Source organism: Microbacterium gubbeenense DSM 15944, assembly GCF_000422745.1.
GTDB lineage: Bacteria > Actinomycetota > Actinomycetes > Actinomycetales > Microbacteriaceae > Microbacterium > Microbacterium gubbeenense.
The window spans coordinates 1-15,802 of the sequence record NZ_AUGQ01000005.1 but is presented as its reverse complement, the minus strand read 5'-3'; the positions used below and the strand labels follow the sequence as shown (position 1 = coordinate 15,802).

The window sequence follows — 15,802 nt, the reverse complement described above, 5'->3', positions numbered from 1 at the left end:
GGATACGACTCGTACATGCCGACTCGGGAATCCGTCCACCGGGTGTGGGATCAGCCCATCCATAGTCGACATGCGGCAGGATGGGCGCGTACGCCCACGAAAACGAGGTCATCACCGTGCGTCATCGCTCCATCGCGGCCCTTTCCGCCGCCGCCCTGTCCATGCTCGTGCTCGCGGGGTGTGCCGGCGACGCCGAGCCGACGGCCGACGCGGATCCCAGCGCCGATGCGACCGAGGCGCCTGCCGACCTGTGCGACTCGGCCGCGCCCGGCGGCGACGACATCGACGCGGTGAAGGTCTCCGGCGAGTTCGGCGAGGAGGCGGAGGTCTCCTTCGACGCCCCTCTGGAGCTCACCGAGATCGAGCGCAAAGTCCTCACCGAGGGATCGGGCGACAAGCTCGAGGTGGGCGAGTACATCACCTACGCCGCGACCGTGTACGACGCCGAGACCGGCGAGTACGTGGGCTCGGAGGGGTACGACGACCAGACGGCGCTCCCCGCCGGCGTGCAGGCGAACAACATCTTCGGCATGGCGCTCGGCTGCGCGACGCCCGGCACCCGCGTCGCCTTCACCTTCCCGGGGCAGACCGCGCAGGACGGCACGACGATGTCGTCGCAGGTCTACGTGCTCGACTTCCTCGCGCGCGCCGAGACGAAGGCCTGGGGCGAGGCCGAGGACGAGCCCGCGGGCCTCCCGGCCGTCGAGCGCGCCGAGGACGGCGAGCCGACCATCACGATTCCCGATGACCTCGAGGTGCCGGAGGAGACCGAGGTCACGACCCTCATCGCGGGCGACGGCGCAACGGTCGAAGACGGCGACAGCGTCTTCCTGCAGTACAAGGGCGTGAAGGCGTCCAACGGCGAGGAGTTCGACTCCAGCTGGTCGCGCGGCACCCCGACGGCGCTCCCCGCGACCGCCGGCCCGGGCGGCGTGGTCGAGGGCTTCGCGAAGGCGATGATCGGCCAGAAGGTCGGCTCGCAGGTGATCGCCGTCATCCCGAGGGCCGAGGGCTACGGCCCGACGGAGGGGCACGAGCTGCAGGAAGAAGACCTGATCTTCGTCGTCGACATCCTCGGCGCCATGCACACCGCGGAGTAGCGCCGTGCGCCGCGTGATCGTCCTCGGCTCGACCGGATCCATCGGCACCCAGGCGCTCGACGTCATCCGGAACAACCCTGATCTGTTCGAGGTCGCGGGCCTCACCGCCGGGTCGCAGACGGCGCTGCTCGCCGAGCAGGCCGCCGAGTTCGGCACCGAACACACCGCCCTCGGCTCCGACGAGGCCGCGCAGCTCGTGCGCGACGTCGACGCCGACGTGGTGCTCAACGGCATCACCGGATCCGTCGGGCTCGGCCCGACGATCGCGGCGCTCGAGGCGCGGCGCACGCTGGCGCTCGCGAACAAGGAATCGCTCATCGTCGGCGGCCCGCTCGTGAAGAAGCTCGCTTCTCCCGGCCAGATCGTCCCGGTCGATTCGGAGCACTCCGCGATCGCGCAGGCGCTCCGCTCCGGATCCGTCGACGAGGTGCGGCGCCTCGTCGTCACGGCCTCCGGCGGTCCATTCCGCGGCCGCAGCCGCCAGGAGCTCGTCGACGTGACCCCCGCACAGGCGCTCAACCACCCGACGTGGGACATGGGCCGCGTCGTGACGACCAACTCGGCCACGCTCGTGAACAAGGGCCTCGAGGTCATCGAGGCGCACCTGCTGTTCGACGTGCCGCTCGACCGCATCGACGTCGCCGTGCACCCGCAGTCGATCGTGCACTCGATGGTGGAGTTCATCGACGGATCCACGATCGCGCAGGCGTCGCCGCCCGACATGCGGCTGCCGATCGCGCTCGGCATGGCGTGGCCGCGACGGGTCGCCGGCGTCGGCGCGCCGATCGACTGGACCACCGCCGCGGCCTGGACGTTCGAGCCCCTCGACGACGCGGCCTTCCCCGCCGTGCAGCTGGCGAAGTGCGTGGGGGCCGCCGGCGCCACGTACCCGGCCGTGTTCAACGCGGCCAACGAGCAGGCCGTGGACGCGTTCCACGAGGGCCGGCTGTCGTTCCTCGGAATCGTCGAGACGATCGAGGCCGTCGTGGACCGCCACGACGCCCCGACCGACCTCACCCTCGAGAGCCTGGCCGACGCCGAAGCATGGGCGAGGGCGACGGCCGATCAGCTCATCGCGGGCTGATATTCGGCATCGCGGGCGGCCGATTCTTTCAGCGGTTCCCGCACGCGCGCGTGAGAGCATGGTCAGCGTGATCGATACCCCTCGCATCCGCCGCACACCACCCGTGATGCCGCGCCCCGAGCGGCCCACCCCCAGCCGCCTGATCGACCTCGCCGCACGCATCGGCGGCACCTGCTCCTCCGACGCGGAGGTGACCGGCATCACCGTCTCGTCGAACGACCTCGCACCCGGAGACGTCTTCGTGGCGATCCGGGGGCTGAACCGCCACGGCGCCGAGTTCGCCGAGACGGCCGCCGAGAACGGCGCGTCCGCGATCCTCACGGATGCCGAGGGCGCCGAGATCGCGAGGGGATCCGGGCTGCCGACGCTCGTCGTCGACGACCCGCGCGGCGTGCTGAGCGACGCCGCGATGGCCGTCTACCGCACGGGGCCGGACGACGACATCCCACTGCTGCTCGCCACGACCGGCACGAACGGCAAGACGAGCGTCACGCACCTCCTCGAGGGCATGCTCACTCAGATCGGCGTCGTCGCGGGGGCATCGACGTCCGCGGAGCGCGTCGTCGCGGGCGAGCGGGTCGTGGCGGGGCTCACGAGCCCCGAGCCGAGCGAGCTGCACGCGCTCATCGCCCGCATGCGCGAGCGCGAGGTCGAGGCCTTCGCGGTCGAGGTGAGCGCGCAGGCGGTCACGCGCCGCCGCGTCGAGGGCGTGATCTGGGACGTCATGGGGTTCACGAACCTCACGCACGAGCACTTCGACGACTACGGCGACATGGAGACCTACTACCAGGCGAAGGCCCCGCTGTTCCGGTCCGATCGCAGCAAGCGCGCGGTGATCTCGCTCGATTCGACGCCCGGGGAGCGCATCGCGGCGGAGGCCGATATCCCCGTGACGACGATCGCGACCCTCGGCATCGCCACCCTGGATGCCTACGCGCGCGCCGACTGGAAGGTCGAGGTCACGAGCGAGGCACAGAGCGGCACCGGGTTCCGGCTGACAGGGCCCGACGGCCGTGTGCTGTCGACGACCGTTCCCGTGATCGGCGCGCACATGGCCGCCAATGCGGGCCTCGGTATCGTGATGATGTGCGAGGCGGGATACGACTGGGACCGCATCCGCGCGGCGCTCGCTGACGGGATCCGTGCGTGGGTGCCCGGGCGCACCCAGCTGGTCTCCGGATCCGTTGGGCCGGCCGTGTACGTCGACTTCGGACACACGCCCGACGCGTTCGTGAAGACGCTCGCGGCCGTCCGCCGCGTGACGCCGGGGCGCGTAGTGATGCTGTTCGGCGCCGACGGCGACCGCGACACGACCAAGCGGTACGACATGTCGCGCACGGCGCTCGAGGGCAGCGACATCACGGTCATCACCGATCACCACCCGCGCTTCGAGGACGCCGCGTCGATCCGCCGCACGCTCGTCGAGGCCGCGCGCGATGTGGATCCGGATCACGAGCTGCACGAGGTCTCGCCGCCCGAGGCCGCGATCGTCACGGCCGTCTCGCTCGTCGGCGAGGGCGACGCGATCGTGTGGTGCGGGCCCGGCCACCAGAACTACCGCGACATCGAGGGCACGCAGTGGGGCTACTCCGCGCGCGAGCTCGCGCGCCGGGCACTCATCGACGCCGGTTGGGACGCCCCCGATCGGGTCTGGCCGAACCCGTACGGCGACTGATGACCGTTCTGCTGTTCATCGCCGGCGTGCTGTTCATGCTCGTCGGCCTCGGCGTGTCGATCGCGCTGCACGAGCTCGGCCACATCATCCCCGCGAAGGCGTTCGGCGTGCGCGTGGGGCAGTACATGATCGGGTTCGGACCCACGCTCTGGTCGAAGAAGATCGGCGAGACCGAGTACGGATTCAAGGCGCTGCCGCTCGGCGGATTCATCTCGATCGCGGGCATGTACCCTCCGAGCCCCGAGGTCGACGGCCGGAAGAAGCGCGTCTGGTCGACGCTCGTGCAGGACGCGCGCGAGCAGAACGACGAGACGATCTCCGAGGCGGGCGACCGCACGCTGTATCGGCGCGCGACGTGGAGGCGCGTGGTGGTGATGCTCGGCGGCCCGTTCATGAACCTGCTGCTCGCCGTCGCGATCTTCTCCGGCCTGCTGAGCGGGATCGGCGTGATGTCGTCGACGACGACCGTCGCGACGGTGTCGGAGTGCGTCGTGCCGGCCGGAACCGAGCGCACGGCGTGCGAGCCGGGGGATGAGCCGACGCCCGCCGCGGACGCCGGGCTGAAGCCGGGCGACACGATCACGGCGGTCGACGGCACCGCGGTGTCGACATTCGACGAGGCCTCGGCGATCATTCGCGACCACGCGGATGAGACGATCCGCGTCGATATCGTGCGCGACGGATCCGCCAAGACGCTCGAGATCACGCCGATCCTCGCGGAGAACGAGTACACGAACGCCGACGGCGAGCTCGTCACGGGCGAGGTCGGCTTCGTCGGGTTCAGCCCGACGTCCGAGCGCGTGAAGCAGCCGCTGTGGGCCGGCGCGCAGCAGGCGGGCGACAACATCGTCGCGGTCGGCGAGGTCATCGTGCAGCTGCCCGTGAAGCTCTACGACATCGCGGTCGACCTGGTCACCGGCCAGGAGCGCGACCCCGACGGCCCGATCAGCGTGATCGGCGTCGGCCGCATCGCGGGCGAGGTCGCGGCGACCGAGGCGCCGGTCATCGATCGGGCGGCGTTCCTGCTGAACATCCTCGGCGCCGTGAACATCGCGCTCATGATGTTCAACCTCATCCCGCTGCTGCCGCTCGACGGCGGGCACGTCGCGGTTGCGCTGTGGGACGGCATCAAGCGCCTGTTCGCGAAGCTGACGGGACGGGCGGATCCGAAGCCGGCGGACGCGACGCGGCTCGTGCCCGTGACGCTCGTGGTCGTGGTGCTGATGATCGGCATGGGCGCGCTGCTGTTCGCGGCCGACATCTTCAACCCCGTGGATCTCTTCGGACAGTGACGCTCGGCACGCGGGGCTTCCGACCGGGTCAGGGCGTCAGGAGCACCTTGCCGGTTCGTCCCCGTCGGTCGTGCGATTCGACCGCTGCGGCGATGCCGGCGAGCGCGAACCGTTGCTCGACCGCGAGCGTGATGTCGCCGGAGACCGCCTTCGCGATGACCTCGCCGAACAAGGCCGTGCGCTCGTCGGGTGTGAGAGCCGGAAGAACCTTGCTGCCCCAGAACCCGTCGATCGTGATGCCGCGGAAGATGATGTCGTTCATCGAGCCCTCGAACTGCCAGGACCCCATTCCGCCGAAAAGCGTGAGGTGCGCACCGTCCGCGAGGATGCTCAGCATGTCGCCGGTCGCCGGTCCGCCGACCGAATCGACGCCGTGGACGATCGCCGCACCACCCGTGATCTCGGCGACGCGCTCGCGCCAGCCGTCTTCGTTCGTTGCGGCGATGCGCCCGATTCCGGCGTCGGCCAGCTCGGCGATGCCGTCGCGCCGACGCACGAGTCCGACGACGTTCACGCCGCGGCTCTGCGCGAACTGAGCCACAAGGCGCCCGACGGTTCCTCCGGCGGCGTTCTGTGCGATCCACTCGCCCTCGGATGCGCCGATCGCATTGAGCAGCGCAAGTGCGCTGGCGGGCATCGACACGAGCTGCGCCGCCGTGTCGTCGTCGAGGACATCGGGTACCGGAACAAGGCCAGCGGCGCGAGCGACGAACTTCTCTGACCAGGCCCCGAAGGCCCCTCCGGCCACCCGCTGCCCGACGGCGAGGTTCGTGACGCCCTCACCGAGCGACTCGACGACGCCCGTGGCCTCGGTGCCCGCGCGTGCCGGCAGCGATGGTGTGAAGCCGTAGTCTCCCGAAACCGTGAGCAGGTCGTGGTTGTGGATCGCTGAGGCGGTCATCCGCACGACGACCTCACCGGGTCCGGCGACGGGATCCGGCACCTCTTCGACGTGCAGCTCGTGTGCCGGACTGCCGAACTGCCGATGAATCAATGCGCGCATGATCCAGTACAGCGCGCAGAGGCGCGGAGTATTCCCGCTCGATCGCGACGGCGCCGCGTCAGCCGAGGCGCTTGAGGGCGAGCTGCGCGGCGAGACGCCCGGGCATGCCGGTCACGCCGGGGCCCGGGACCGTCGACGCGGAGCACAGGAAGATGCCCGGATCCGAGGTCTCTGCCGGGTTGAGGCTCAGCCGCGGGCGCGCGATCAGCTGGCGGAAGTCGGGCATGCCGCCGTCGATCGCGCCGCCGATGAGATTCGCGTTGTGCGCCTCCATCGCCCGCGGATCCATGACGTGCCGCGCGAGGATCCGCTCACGGAACCCGGGGGCGAACTTCTCGATCCGCGCCTCGATCGCGTCGGTGATGTCGCCGTCGAAACCGAAGGGCACGTGCGCGTATCCGCCGAACGCGGTCTTGCCTTGGGGCGAGCGCGACGGATCGAGCAGCGACGCCTGCGACAGCAGCAGGAACGGCTCGTCGGGCATGCGGCCCTGGGCGACGTCGCGCTCGGCGGCGATGACCTGCTCCGCGGTGCCGCCCAGGTGCAGGTAACCGGCTTCCTCGAGCGACGGATCCTGCCACGGTACGGCGCCCTCGAGTGCCCAGTCGACCTTGTACGCGGCCGATCCGTATCGCACCTTGTGCAGCGCATTCGCGTAGGGCGATGCGAAGCGGTGCCCCGCGATCCGCAGGGCGTCCTTCGGCGAGGTATCGAGCAGGACTGCGCGTGCGCGGGGCAGCTCTTCGATGCGTGAGACGCGCGTGCCCGTGATGATTTCGCCGCCGAGCGAGCCGAGGCGCGCGATCAGCGCGTCGGCGATCGACCTCGTGCCCCCGACGGCGACGGGCCATCCCACGCCGTGGGCGAACGCGCCGAGCGCGACGCCGACGAGGGCGCTCGCCGGCTGCCGGAGGTCGATGATGGCGTGCGCGGCGAGGCCCGAGAGCACGGCGCGCGAGCGCTCGTCGCGCAGGAGGGAGAGGATCCAGGGCGTCGGCCACACGCTCGCGGCGCCCAGGGCGATGAGATCGGGCGTCGGGCGCAGGGGGTTGCCGATCGCGCGGCCGAGCTGCCGCCAGCGCGATCCGAAGGTGCCCATCACGGTGCGCCAGAGCTTCTCGTCCGCGCCGAAGCCGGCGGCCGTCTCAGCGGCGCTACGGCGGAGGATCGCCGACTCGCCGGGACGGATCGGGTGCGCGAGCGGCACGTCGTTCTGCGCGAAGGCGAGACCCTCACGTTCGAGGCCGAGCTCGCGGAATGCCGGGCTCGCCATCGCCATCGGGTGGTTCGACGCGCAGATGTCGTGCAGGAACCCGGGGAGGGTGGTCTCCTCGGTGCGCAGGCCGCCGCCGGGGGTGTCCTGCGCCTCGTAGACGACGACGCGCCAGCCCGCCTCGGCGAGGGTGACGGCGGCGACGAGCCCGTTCGGGCCGGACCCCACGATGACGGCGTCGACGTCGTAGGAGCTCATATGCTCAGCCTAGCGTCGCCCACCATGTCCCAGCTGGTGCGGGCTTGGGGCGGGCCGAGCCGCACCAAGTGGGACACGGTTGCTATGCCAGCGCATGGTTGATCAGGCGCTCGAGGGTGTGGAGGCCATCGCGCGACAGGATCGATTCGAGGTGGCCCTGCACGCTCGCGAAACCGGATCCGCGAAGCGCGTACACGTCGCCGGTCTCGGAGGCCGCGACCTCGACCTCGCCCGCCTCGGTCCGCGTCGCGCTGGGTGTCAGCGCCGTCACGCCCGGCATCACGCGGGCGGTGAAGGTGTTGTAGAACCCGATCGCCGCGTCCTCTCCGAACACGTCGACCGTCAGCTGGAGCCCCTGGTGGGGCGCCGACAGCGGCGCGAGCGTCAGGCCGAGGTGGTGCGCGAGCACCTGGTGGCTGAGGCACACGGCGAGCAGCGGCCGGTGCGACGAGAGCCGGCTCGCGACGATGTGCTTCAGCCGCGCCACGCGCTCGTTGTACTCCGACCGCGGATCGCCGGGGCCGGGGCCCGCGACCACGAGGTCCGCGGCGTCGATGGCCGAGGCATCCGCGTCCGACCAATTGACGATGTCGACCTCGAGGCCGAGGTGTCGCAGCTGGTGCGCGAGCATCGTCGTGAAGCGGTCCTCAGCGTCGACCACGAGCGCGCGGCGCCCGGTGAAGGGCGCGGATGAGGGCCCGGACTGCTCCTCCATCCAGAACGGCGCGAGCCGCGAGTTGCGCGAGGCGAGCAGCTCCGCGATCGCCGGATCCTCGGACAGCCGCCGCGGCGCGGATCCGGGGTCGTCCTCGTCGACGCCGGCGACGGAGGTCATCGCCCGCGGGATCGCGCCGATCGCGCTGAGCACGCCCGCGGCCTTGCCGTGCGTCTCGGCGACCTCGCTGTACGGGTCGCTGTGGCGCACGAGCGTCGCGCCCGCCGGCACGCGCAGCCGGCCCTCTTCGATGTACGCGGTGCGGATGAGGATCGGCGCGTCGAGGTCGTGGCCGCGCCCGGTCGGCGTGAACAGTGCCGCCACCCCGGAGTAATAGCCGCGCGGCGCCGTCTCATGGCGACGGATCACGCTGCACGCGTTCTGCATGGGGGATCCGGTGACCGTGGGCGCGAACATCGTCTCGCGCAGGATGTCGCGCGGATCCATCTGCGAACGCCCGCGGAGCACGTACTCGGTGTGCGTCAGGCGCGACATCTCCTTGAGGTGCGGGCCGGTGATGCGCCCGCCGTCGCTGCACACCGCGCTCATCATCTTGAGCTCCTCATCGACGACCATGAAGAGCTCCTCCGTCTCCTTCGTGTCGCGCAGGAACGCCGCGAGCGTCTCCGCGGTCGCGCCCCCCGCCGGGTGCCGGAAGGTCCCCGAGATCGGATTCATCTCGACGACGCGCGATTCGGATCCGTCGCTGGTGGCTGTGACGTGCGCCTCGGGGCTCGCGCCGACCGCGACGTGGTCGGGCGTGACGATCGCGAACGTCCAGTACGCGCCGCGCTCGTGCTCGAGCAGCGCGCGGAACCAGGTCAGGGCGGCGATGCGCGGATCCGCGTCGACCGTCGCGCGGTAGTCGCGGCGGATGACGAAGTTCGCGCCCTCGCCGCGGCCGATCTCATCGCGGATCACGGTGCGCACGATCTCCGCGTAGCGCGCGTCGTCGATGTCGAAGCCGGCATCCGCGAGCGGCACATCCTCGGAGGGGAGGGTCGCGAGGACATCGCCCGAGGGGATCCGCACGCGCTCGTCGACGATCAGGCAGCGCAGGGGGGCGCCGTCGTCGTGCGCGACGAACCCGCGCTCGACAACCTGCCGGTACGGCACCATCGCGAGGACCTCCTGCGGGGATCCGTCGGCGGCGGTCAGCGGGATGTCGGCGAGCAGGTCGACGTCGACGATCGGACCCGTGAGCACCTCGACGGTCTCCGCGCCGTCGCGCGCGATCAGTGCGAAGGATCGCGTCGGGTCCGCGGCGAGCGAGGTGATGAGGTCAGCGGGGCTGGCGGCCATGAGTTCTCACTTCTTGAAGATCGGGCGAAGGCCCCGCATACGCGAAACGACCGCCTCGGGAGGGGCGGTCGTCGGAAATCGGGTTCACGAAAGGTCGGCCGCCTATGAGGCGCGCCACCAGGAGATCATCGCGAACACACCACAGACGCTACACACTCCCTGAGGATCCCTGCAACTACGGCGCATCCCCGCCGCCGCGGCGTAGGCTATCGGTGTGCCAGCAGTGAACCTCGGTATGCCCAGCGCCAAGACTCTCGCCCCGCGTCGCAAGTCGCGTCAGATCAACGTCGGCAAGGTGAAGGTCGGTGGCGACGCGCCCGTCAGCGTGCAGTCGATGACCACGACGAAGACATACGACATCAATGCGACGCTGCAGCAGATCGCCGAGCTGACGGCGTCCGGCTGCGAGATCGTCCGCGTCGCGTGCCCGACGGATAAGGACGCCGAGGCGCTCAAGATCATCGCGATGAAGAGCCAGATCCCGGTCATCGCCGACATCCACTTCCAGCCGAAGTACGTTTTCGCGGCGATCGATGCCGGGTGCGGTGCGGTGCGCGTGAACCCGGGCAACATCCGCAAGTTCGACGACCAGGTCGGCGCGATCGCGAAGGCCGCGAAGGATGCCGGCACCTCGCTGCGTATCGGCGTGAACGCCGGATCCCTCGACCGGCGGCTGCTCGAGAAGTACGGCAAGGCGACGCCCGAGGCGCTCGCCGAGTCGGCCGTGTGGGAAGCATCGCTGTTCGAAGAGCACGACTTCCACGACTTCAAGATCTCGGTGAAGCACAATGACCCCGTCGTGATGGTTCAGGCGTACCGGCTGCTCGCCGAGCGCGGCGACTGGCCGCTGCACCTCGGCGTGACCGAGGCGGGCCCCTCGTTCCAGGGCACGATCAAATCGGCCACCGCGTTCGGCATCCTGCTCGGCGAGGGCATCGGAGACACCATTCGGGTGTCGCTGTCGGCGCCGCCGGCCGAAGAGGTCAAGGTCGGCCACCAGATCCTGCAGTCGCTGAACCTGCGCGAGCGCACGCTCGAGATCGTCTCCTGCCCGTCGTGCGGCCGCGCACAGGTCGACGTCTACTCGCTCGCCGAGAACGTCACGGAGGGGCTCAAGGACATGACGGTTCCGCTGCGCGTCGCCGTCATGGGATGCGTGGTCAACGGACCGGGCGAGGCGCGCGATGCCGACCTCGGCGTGGCCAGCGGCAACGGCAAGGGGCAGATCTTCGTCAAGGGCGAGGTCATCAAGACGGTCCCTGAAGACGAGATCGTGCAGACGCTCATCGACGAGGCGAACCGCATCGCGGACGAGATGGGCCCCGACGCACGCACCGGCACGGCGCAGGTCGTCACAGCCTGAACTCCTCGAGCGGTTCGACGTGCGCCGCGAGAACCGTGGTCGACGACTCGAGATCCAGCGCGCCGCTCGCCGCAGTACCGCCTGGGGAAGAGTGTCAGTGGTTCCCCGTAGGCTGGATCCATGACCGGCACGAGCATCGCACCCGCTGTTCCCTGGGGAGACGCGCTCGGGCAGGAGGCGGCCGTCGACGCGCTGCGCCAGGCGGCGTCCGACCCGTCGAAGCTGACGCACGGCTGGCTCATCACGGGCCCACCCGGATCGGGGCGCTCGACGCTCGCGACGGCGTTCGCGGCGGCGCTCATCGCCGAGGGCGAGCACGACGTCGCGACGATGAAGCAGGTGCTCGCGGGCACGCACCCTGATCTCACGATTCTGAAGACCGAGGGCACCGTCATCGCGATCAAGGCCGCGCGCGAGCTCGCCGCCCGGTCGTACTACGCGCCGAGCCTCGGGCGCTACCGCGTGATCATCGTCGAGGACGCCGATCGCATGCCCGAGCGCACGTCGAACGTGCTGCTGAAGGCGCTCGAGGAGCCGCCCGAGCGCACCGTGTGGGTGCTGTGTGCGCCGAGCGAGGCCGACCTGCTGCCGACGATCCGATCCCGCGTGCGCACGCTGCGGCTGCGCGAGCTCGAGACCGGCGACGTCGCGCGGTTGCTGGTCGAGCGCACGGGGGCAGATCCGGCGATCGCGGAGCAGTCGGCCCGGCATGCACAGCGCCACATCGGCATGGCGCAGCGGCTCGTGACGAACGATGCCGCGCGCGAGAGGCGCGACGAGACGATGCGCGACGTGTTGAGATTGCGCGGCGTGGGCGGGGTCGTCGATGTGGCCAGCCGCATCGTGCAGGTCGCGAACGACGACGCGAAGGCGCTCACGGCCGAGCGCGACGAGGCCGAACAAGCGGCGTTCATGCGTTCGGTGGGGTTGGCCGACGGGGCGAAACTGCCGCCCGTCGTGCGCTCGCAGTTGACCGCGCTGAAGAAGGAGCAGGAGCAGCGCGCGAAGCGCAGCGTGCGCGACGGCCTCGACCGCGTGCTCACCGACCTGCAGTCGCTCTACCGCGACATCGTCATGCTGCAGCTGGGGCGCGAGACCGGCATCATCAACGTCGAGTACATCGACGACATGCGCCGCGTCGCCGAGGCGAAATCTGCTGCGCACACCCTCACCGTGCTCGAGCACCTGTCCGAGACGCGCGACGCGCTCGACCGCAACGTGCAGCCGGCGCTCGCGCTCGAGAGCCTGCTCATCACCGTCATCACCGGAAGGAAGCCGTGACCGTCAGAACCCGCATCCGCCGTGCGATCGCGCTCGGCGCCATCGCCGTCCTCGGAGGATCCGCGGTCGCCTGCGCGAACCCCTTCCGCATCGACACAGCGACCGACAAGCCGCCGGTCACCGACGGCATTGCCGACGAGCTGCTCGAGTTCTACGATCAGCCGCCCGAGTGGGGGGCCTGCGACGATCCGATGACCGAGGTCGAGGTCGAGTGCGCGACGATCACGGCACCGCTCGATTGGAACGAGCCGCAGGCCGGCGACATCGAGCTCGAGATCTCGCGGCCCGCGGATCGGCCGACCGATCCGCAGGGCTCGCTGCTCGTGAACCCGGGCGGCCCGGGCGCCTCGGGCATCGACTACCTTCAGCAGTCGCTCGAGTACGGCGGAATCGGCGAAGACCTGCTCGACGCCTTCGACGTCGTCGGGTTCGACCCGCGCGGGGTTGCGCGATCGACACCGGTGACGTGCCTCGATACGGCGGGCATGGACGACTACCTGTACAGCGTGCCCGACGGGGAGAGAGGCTCGGACGAGCGCGAGCAGGCGCTCGATGAGCAGGCCGAGACGTTCGCCGATGCGTGCGCCGAGAACTCGGGCGAGCTGCTCGAGTTCATCACGACGGACCAGGCGGCGCGCGACATGGATCTCATCCGCGCGGTGCTGGGCGACGAGAAGCTCAACTACCTGGGCTTCTCGTACGGCACCTTCCTCGGCGCGACCTACGCCGATCAGTTCCCGGAGAACACCGGACGCCTCGTGCTCGACGGAGCACTCGACCCTTCCGTCAGTGGAACCGAGGTCGGCATGAGGCAGGTCATCGCGTTCGAACAGTCGCTCCACACCTACATCGACGCGTGCCTCGACGGATCCGGGTGCCCGTTCCGCGGCTCGGTCGACCAGGCGCTCGGCGAGGTATCGCAGCTGCTCGCCTCGCTCGATCGCCGGCCCCTCGTGGGCCAGGACGGGCGAGAGCTCGGCGGCGACGCGATGATGACGGCCGTCATCTTCGCGCTGTACAGCGAGGAGAACTGGCCGTACCTCACGGAGGCGTTCGCGGGTGCGCTCGCAGGCGATCCGACCTCGGCCCTCTTCCTCGCCGATTTCTACAACGAGCGTCAGGGCGGGCAATACCTGTCGAACTCGACCGAGGCCTTCAACGCGTACAACTGCATGGACTATCCGTCGGAGTCCGAGGAGCTCTCGGGCGAAGACGAGGCAGAGCTCGAGGAGAAGGCGCCCGTCACCTGGAAGTACATGATGGGTGCCGACGTGTGCGAGTTCTGGCCGTACCCGCCCTCGGGCGAGCGCGAGAAGATCTCGGCGACGGGCGCGGCGCCGATCGTCGTCGTGGGAACGACGGGAGATCCGGCAACGCCCTTCGCATGGGCCGAATCGCTCGCCGAACAGCTCGACGATGCGACGCTCATCACGTACGAGGGGGAGGGCCATACAGCCTACGGCGCGGGCAGCTCCTGCGTCGACGAGGCGGTCGAGAGCTACCTGATCGACGGCGAGATGCCGGAGGCCGGGCTCACGTGTCAGCCGGGGTGATTCTCGGCGCGCCCGGGGCGTCAGCCCGATTCGCGCGCGCCGGATCGACCAGGTAATATAGCTTCTCGTGCCGCACGGTCGGCACGGAAACGCCACCTTAGCTCAGTCGGTAGAGCGATTCACTCGTAATGAATAGGTCGTCGGTTCGATTCCGACAGGTGGCTCTGCAAGAAGCCCCGCGATTCCTTGACTACCAAGGGAATGCGGGGCTTTTGCTATGTCTGAGGACAACGTTGGCAGTGGTGAGTCCGCGGTAAATGGGGCGATATTGGGGCGATTTATGTCGTCAGAGCAGCCAGAACTGGCCTCAATTTCGCACTCGTTCGCGGTCAACGACGAAAATAACTTTGTCGCCGTGCATGTGCCCTTCATGGACAGCGAAAACAACTTGGGCGTGAGGAACGAACTGGTGACAGGTTCGGTTTAGGCCGCGAGCGTGAGCGGCTCGGTTAGTTTCGCTTCGAACTCGATGGGCGTCAAGCCGCCGAGGGCGTCCTGGGCTCGCTGGCGGTGATACTTCCTCTCGATCCACACGACGATCGCCAGCCGCAGCTCCTGCCGCGTCGTCCACCGTTGCTGATTGAGCACGTTCGTTTGAAGCAGGGACCAGAAGCTCTCCATGGCCGCGTTGTCGCCGGCCGCGCCGACGCGGCCCATCGAGCCGACCATGTCGTGAAGTCGCAACTCGCGAGCCATCGCCCTGCTTCGAAACTGGCTGCCCCTATCGGCGTGCAGGATGCAGCCGGCAACCTCACCGCGGCGAGTGACGGCGTTGCGGACGGCGTCGACGGCCAGCTTCGCGGTCATCCGATCCGAGATCGAGTAACCGACGATGCGGTTGGAGAACATGTCTTTGATCGCGCAGCAGTAAAGCTTGCCTTCGGTCGTCGTGCGGTGCTCGGTGATGTCGGTCAGCCACACCCGGTTCGGTGCGTCGGCGCGGAAGACGCGCTTCACGTGGTCATCGAACACCGGAGGGCCAGCCTTCTTGCCTTCCCGCGCCGGCGGCGCTGCGCGGACGAGAGGATCCCAGCCTGAGAACACAACTTCCACGCCGTCCGGCGGCTCATCCGCCACCCAGCCCGCCGCGCTTCGTCAGCGAGGTATCGGTAACCGAACGTCGGGTCGTCCTCATGCGCGTCGTGGAGGGCGTTGATCCGATACGCGCGGAGGACGTCCGCGTCGCGGATCGGGTCATTGCGCCACCGATAGTAGGGCTGGCGAGCGAGCTTCAGAACCCGGCACGACACCGAGACGGGGATGCCGTCCGCGGCGAGCTCAGATACGAGCGGGTACGTCATTTTGGGGAGCCACCGAGTTTCAGGTTCGCCTGCGACAGATACGCCGCAGCCCGCCGGAGAACCTCGTTCTCCTGCTCGAGTAGCCGGATCCGCTTCTTCAACTCGCGGGCATCAGCCGCGTCCGCAGCGGTCTGACCGGGACGGTTGCCGTCTTCGACGTCGGCCTGGCGGAGCCAGTTCTGCAACGTCGCTTCGCTGATCCCGAAGTCGGTGGCGATCTGTTTGATGGTGACGCCGCTCTCACGGCGCCGTGCGACCGCGACAACGTCCTCGCGGAACTCTCTGGGATAAGGACCGGGCATGATGACATCCTCCCCGCCAGCGCCTCTCAGCGCTAACGATCAGTTGTCACCTATTCGTTCCAGTGGAGTCCCGCATAGTGGTGTAACGCGCGGTGGCCTGCCTCGTCTCTGACGTAGACGCGGTCACCGTGTGATCCTTCGAGGAAACCTCCTACAGCCTCTCGAACGGAAGACACACGATGACCGCTCCTCACATTGTCGACTCTGCCACCGTCCTGCGTGAAGCGCTCGGCGACGCGTCACCCGATCTGATGCGGCAGCTGCTGCAGACGATCATCAATTCGCTCCTGTCTGCCGAAGCCGACGCGGTCGCAGGAGCCGAGTACGGACAGCCCTCTCCTGACCGGGCCACCCAGCGCA

General features: G+C 69.4%; 12 protein-coding genes, 1 tRNA gene and 1 pseudogene. 10 read left to right on the top strand and 4 right to left on the bottom strand.

The window, feature by feature from the left end; all coding sequences use genetic code 11:
* The first annotated feature begins 80 nt into the window (after nucleotides 1–80).
* From G510_RS0103760 to G510_RS0103745, 4 genes are all read left to right on the top strand, one after another.
* Nucleotides 81–1,100 carry an FKBP-type peptidyl-prolyl cis-trans isomerase gene (locus tag G510_RS0103760; RefSeq protein ID WP_051216299.1) on the top strand — a complete coding sequence of 340 codons (1,020 nt, stop codon included), beginning with the start codon at nucleotides 81–83 and terminating at the stop codon, nucleotides 1,098–1,100.
* A 4-nt stretch (nucleotides 1,101–1,104) separates the two neighbouring features.
* Nucleotides 1,105–2,184, top strand: coding sequence for a 1-deoxy-D-xylulose-5-phosphate reductoisomerase (gene dxr / locus G510_RS0103755; RefSeq protein WP_029152530.1), 1,080 nt, complete (start codon nucleotides 1,105–1,107; stop codon nucleotides 2,182–2,184).
* A gap of 106 nt (nucleotides 2,185–2,290) precedes the next feature.
* Nucleotides 2,291–3,859 (top strand): Mur ligase family protein, encoded by a 1,569-nt coding sequence (locus tag G510_RS0103750; RefSeq protein ID WP_029152529.1) that lies wholly within the window; start codon nucleotides 2,291–2,293, stop codon nucleotides 3,857–3,859.
* Complete coding sequence (locus G510_RS0103745; protein ID WP_029152528.1) at nucleotides 3,859–5,151, top strand: M50 family metallopeptidase; 1,293 nt, start codon at nucleotides 3,859–3,861, stop codon at nucleotides 5,149–5,151. The genes G510_RS0103750 and G510_RS0103745 overlap by 1 nt, the downstream gene beginning before the upstream one ends.
* 28 nt (nucleotides 5,152–5,179) lie before the next feature.
* Here G510_RS0103745 and G510_RS0103740 read toward each other — a convergent pair whose 3' ends face one another.
* From G510_RS0103740 to G510_RS0103730, 3 genes are all read right to left on the bottom strand, one after another.
* Complete coding sequence (locus tag G510_RS0103740) at nucleotides 5,180–6,154, bottom strand: alcohol dehydrogenase catalytic domain-containing protein (RefSeq protein WP_029152527.1); 975 nt, start codon at nucleotides 6,152–6,154, stop codon at nucleotides 5,180–5,182.
* A 58-nt stretch (nucleotides 6,155–6,212) separates the two neighbouring features.
* A complete protein-coding gene (locus tag G510_RS0103735) occupies nucleotides 6,213–7,625 on the bottom strand; it encodes a phytoene desaturase family protein (protein WP_029152526.1) in 1,413 nt (470 codons plus the stop codon).
* Nucleotides 7,626–7,707: 82 nt separating this feature from the next.
* On the bottom strand, nucleotides 7,708–9,642 hold the full coding sequence (locus G510_RS0103730; protein ID WP_029152525.1) for a chorismate-binding protein: 1,935 nt from the start codon (nucleotides 9,640–9,642) through the stop codon (nucleotides 7,708–7,710).
* Between the two features lie 214 nt (nucleotides 9,643–9,856).
* Between G510_RS0103730 and ispG the strand changes: the two genes are divergently transcribed.
* The 5 genes from ispG to G510_RS18175 all read left to right on the top strand — a co-directional run bounded on the left by ispG (nucleotide 9,857) and on the right by G510_RS18175 (nucleotide 14,266).
* On the top strand, nucleotides 9,857–11,005 hold the full coding sequence (gene ispG / locus G510_RS0103725; RefSeq protein ID WP_211219152.1) for a flavodoxin-dependent (E)-4-hydroxy-3-methylbut-2-enyl-diphosphate synthase: 1,149 nt from the start codon (nucleotides 9,857–9,859) through the stop codon (nucleotides 11,003–11,005).
* Between the two features lie 120 nt (nucleotides 11,006–11,125).
* Complete coding sequence (locus G510_RS0103720; RefSeq protein ID WP_029152523.1) at nucleotides 11,126–12,286, top strand: DNA polymerase III subunit delta'; 1,161 nt, start codon at nucleotides 11,126–11,128, stop codon at nucleotides 12,284–12,286.
* The gene (locus G510_RS0103715) at nucleotides 12,283–13,839 is read left to right on the top strand and encodes an alpha/beta hydrolase (RefSeq protein ID WP_029152522.1); all 1,557 of its coding nucleotides are present in this window, start codon (nucleotides 12,283–12,285) and stop codon (nucleotides 13,837–13,839) included. Before G510_RS0103720 ends, G510_RS0103715 begins: the two co-directional genes overlap by 4 nt.
* A 91-nt stretch (nucleotides 13,840–13,930) precedes the next feature.
* Nucleotides 13,931–14,003, top strand: a tRNA-Thr gene (locus G510_RS0103710).
* 53 nt (nucleotides 14,004–14,056) lie between these two features.
* Nucleotides 14,057–14,266: a hypothetical protein gene (locus tag G510_RS18175; protein ID WP_157560397.1), complete on the top strand. Its 210-nt coding sequence runs from the start codon at nucleotides 14,057–14,059 to the stop codon at nucleotides 14,264–14,266.
* Here G510_RS18175 and G510_RS15270 read toward each other — a convergent pair.
* Nucleotides 14,263–15,442, bottom strand: a pseudogene (locus G510_RS15270) (IS3 family transposase). The gene G510_RS18175 and the pseudogene G510_RS15270 overlap by 4 nt on opposite strands.
* A gap of 179 nt (nucleotides 15,443–15,621) precedes the next feature.
* Between G510_RS15270 and G510_RS0103695 the strand changes: the two are divergent.
* Nucleotides 15,622–15,802 (top strand): transposase (locus G510_RS0103695; protein ID WP_029152520.1); only part of this gene is annotated, 181 nt, incomplete at its 3' end.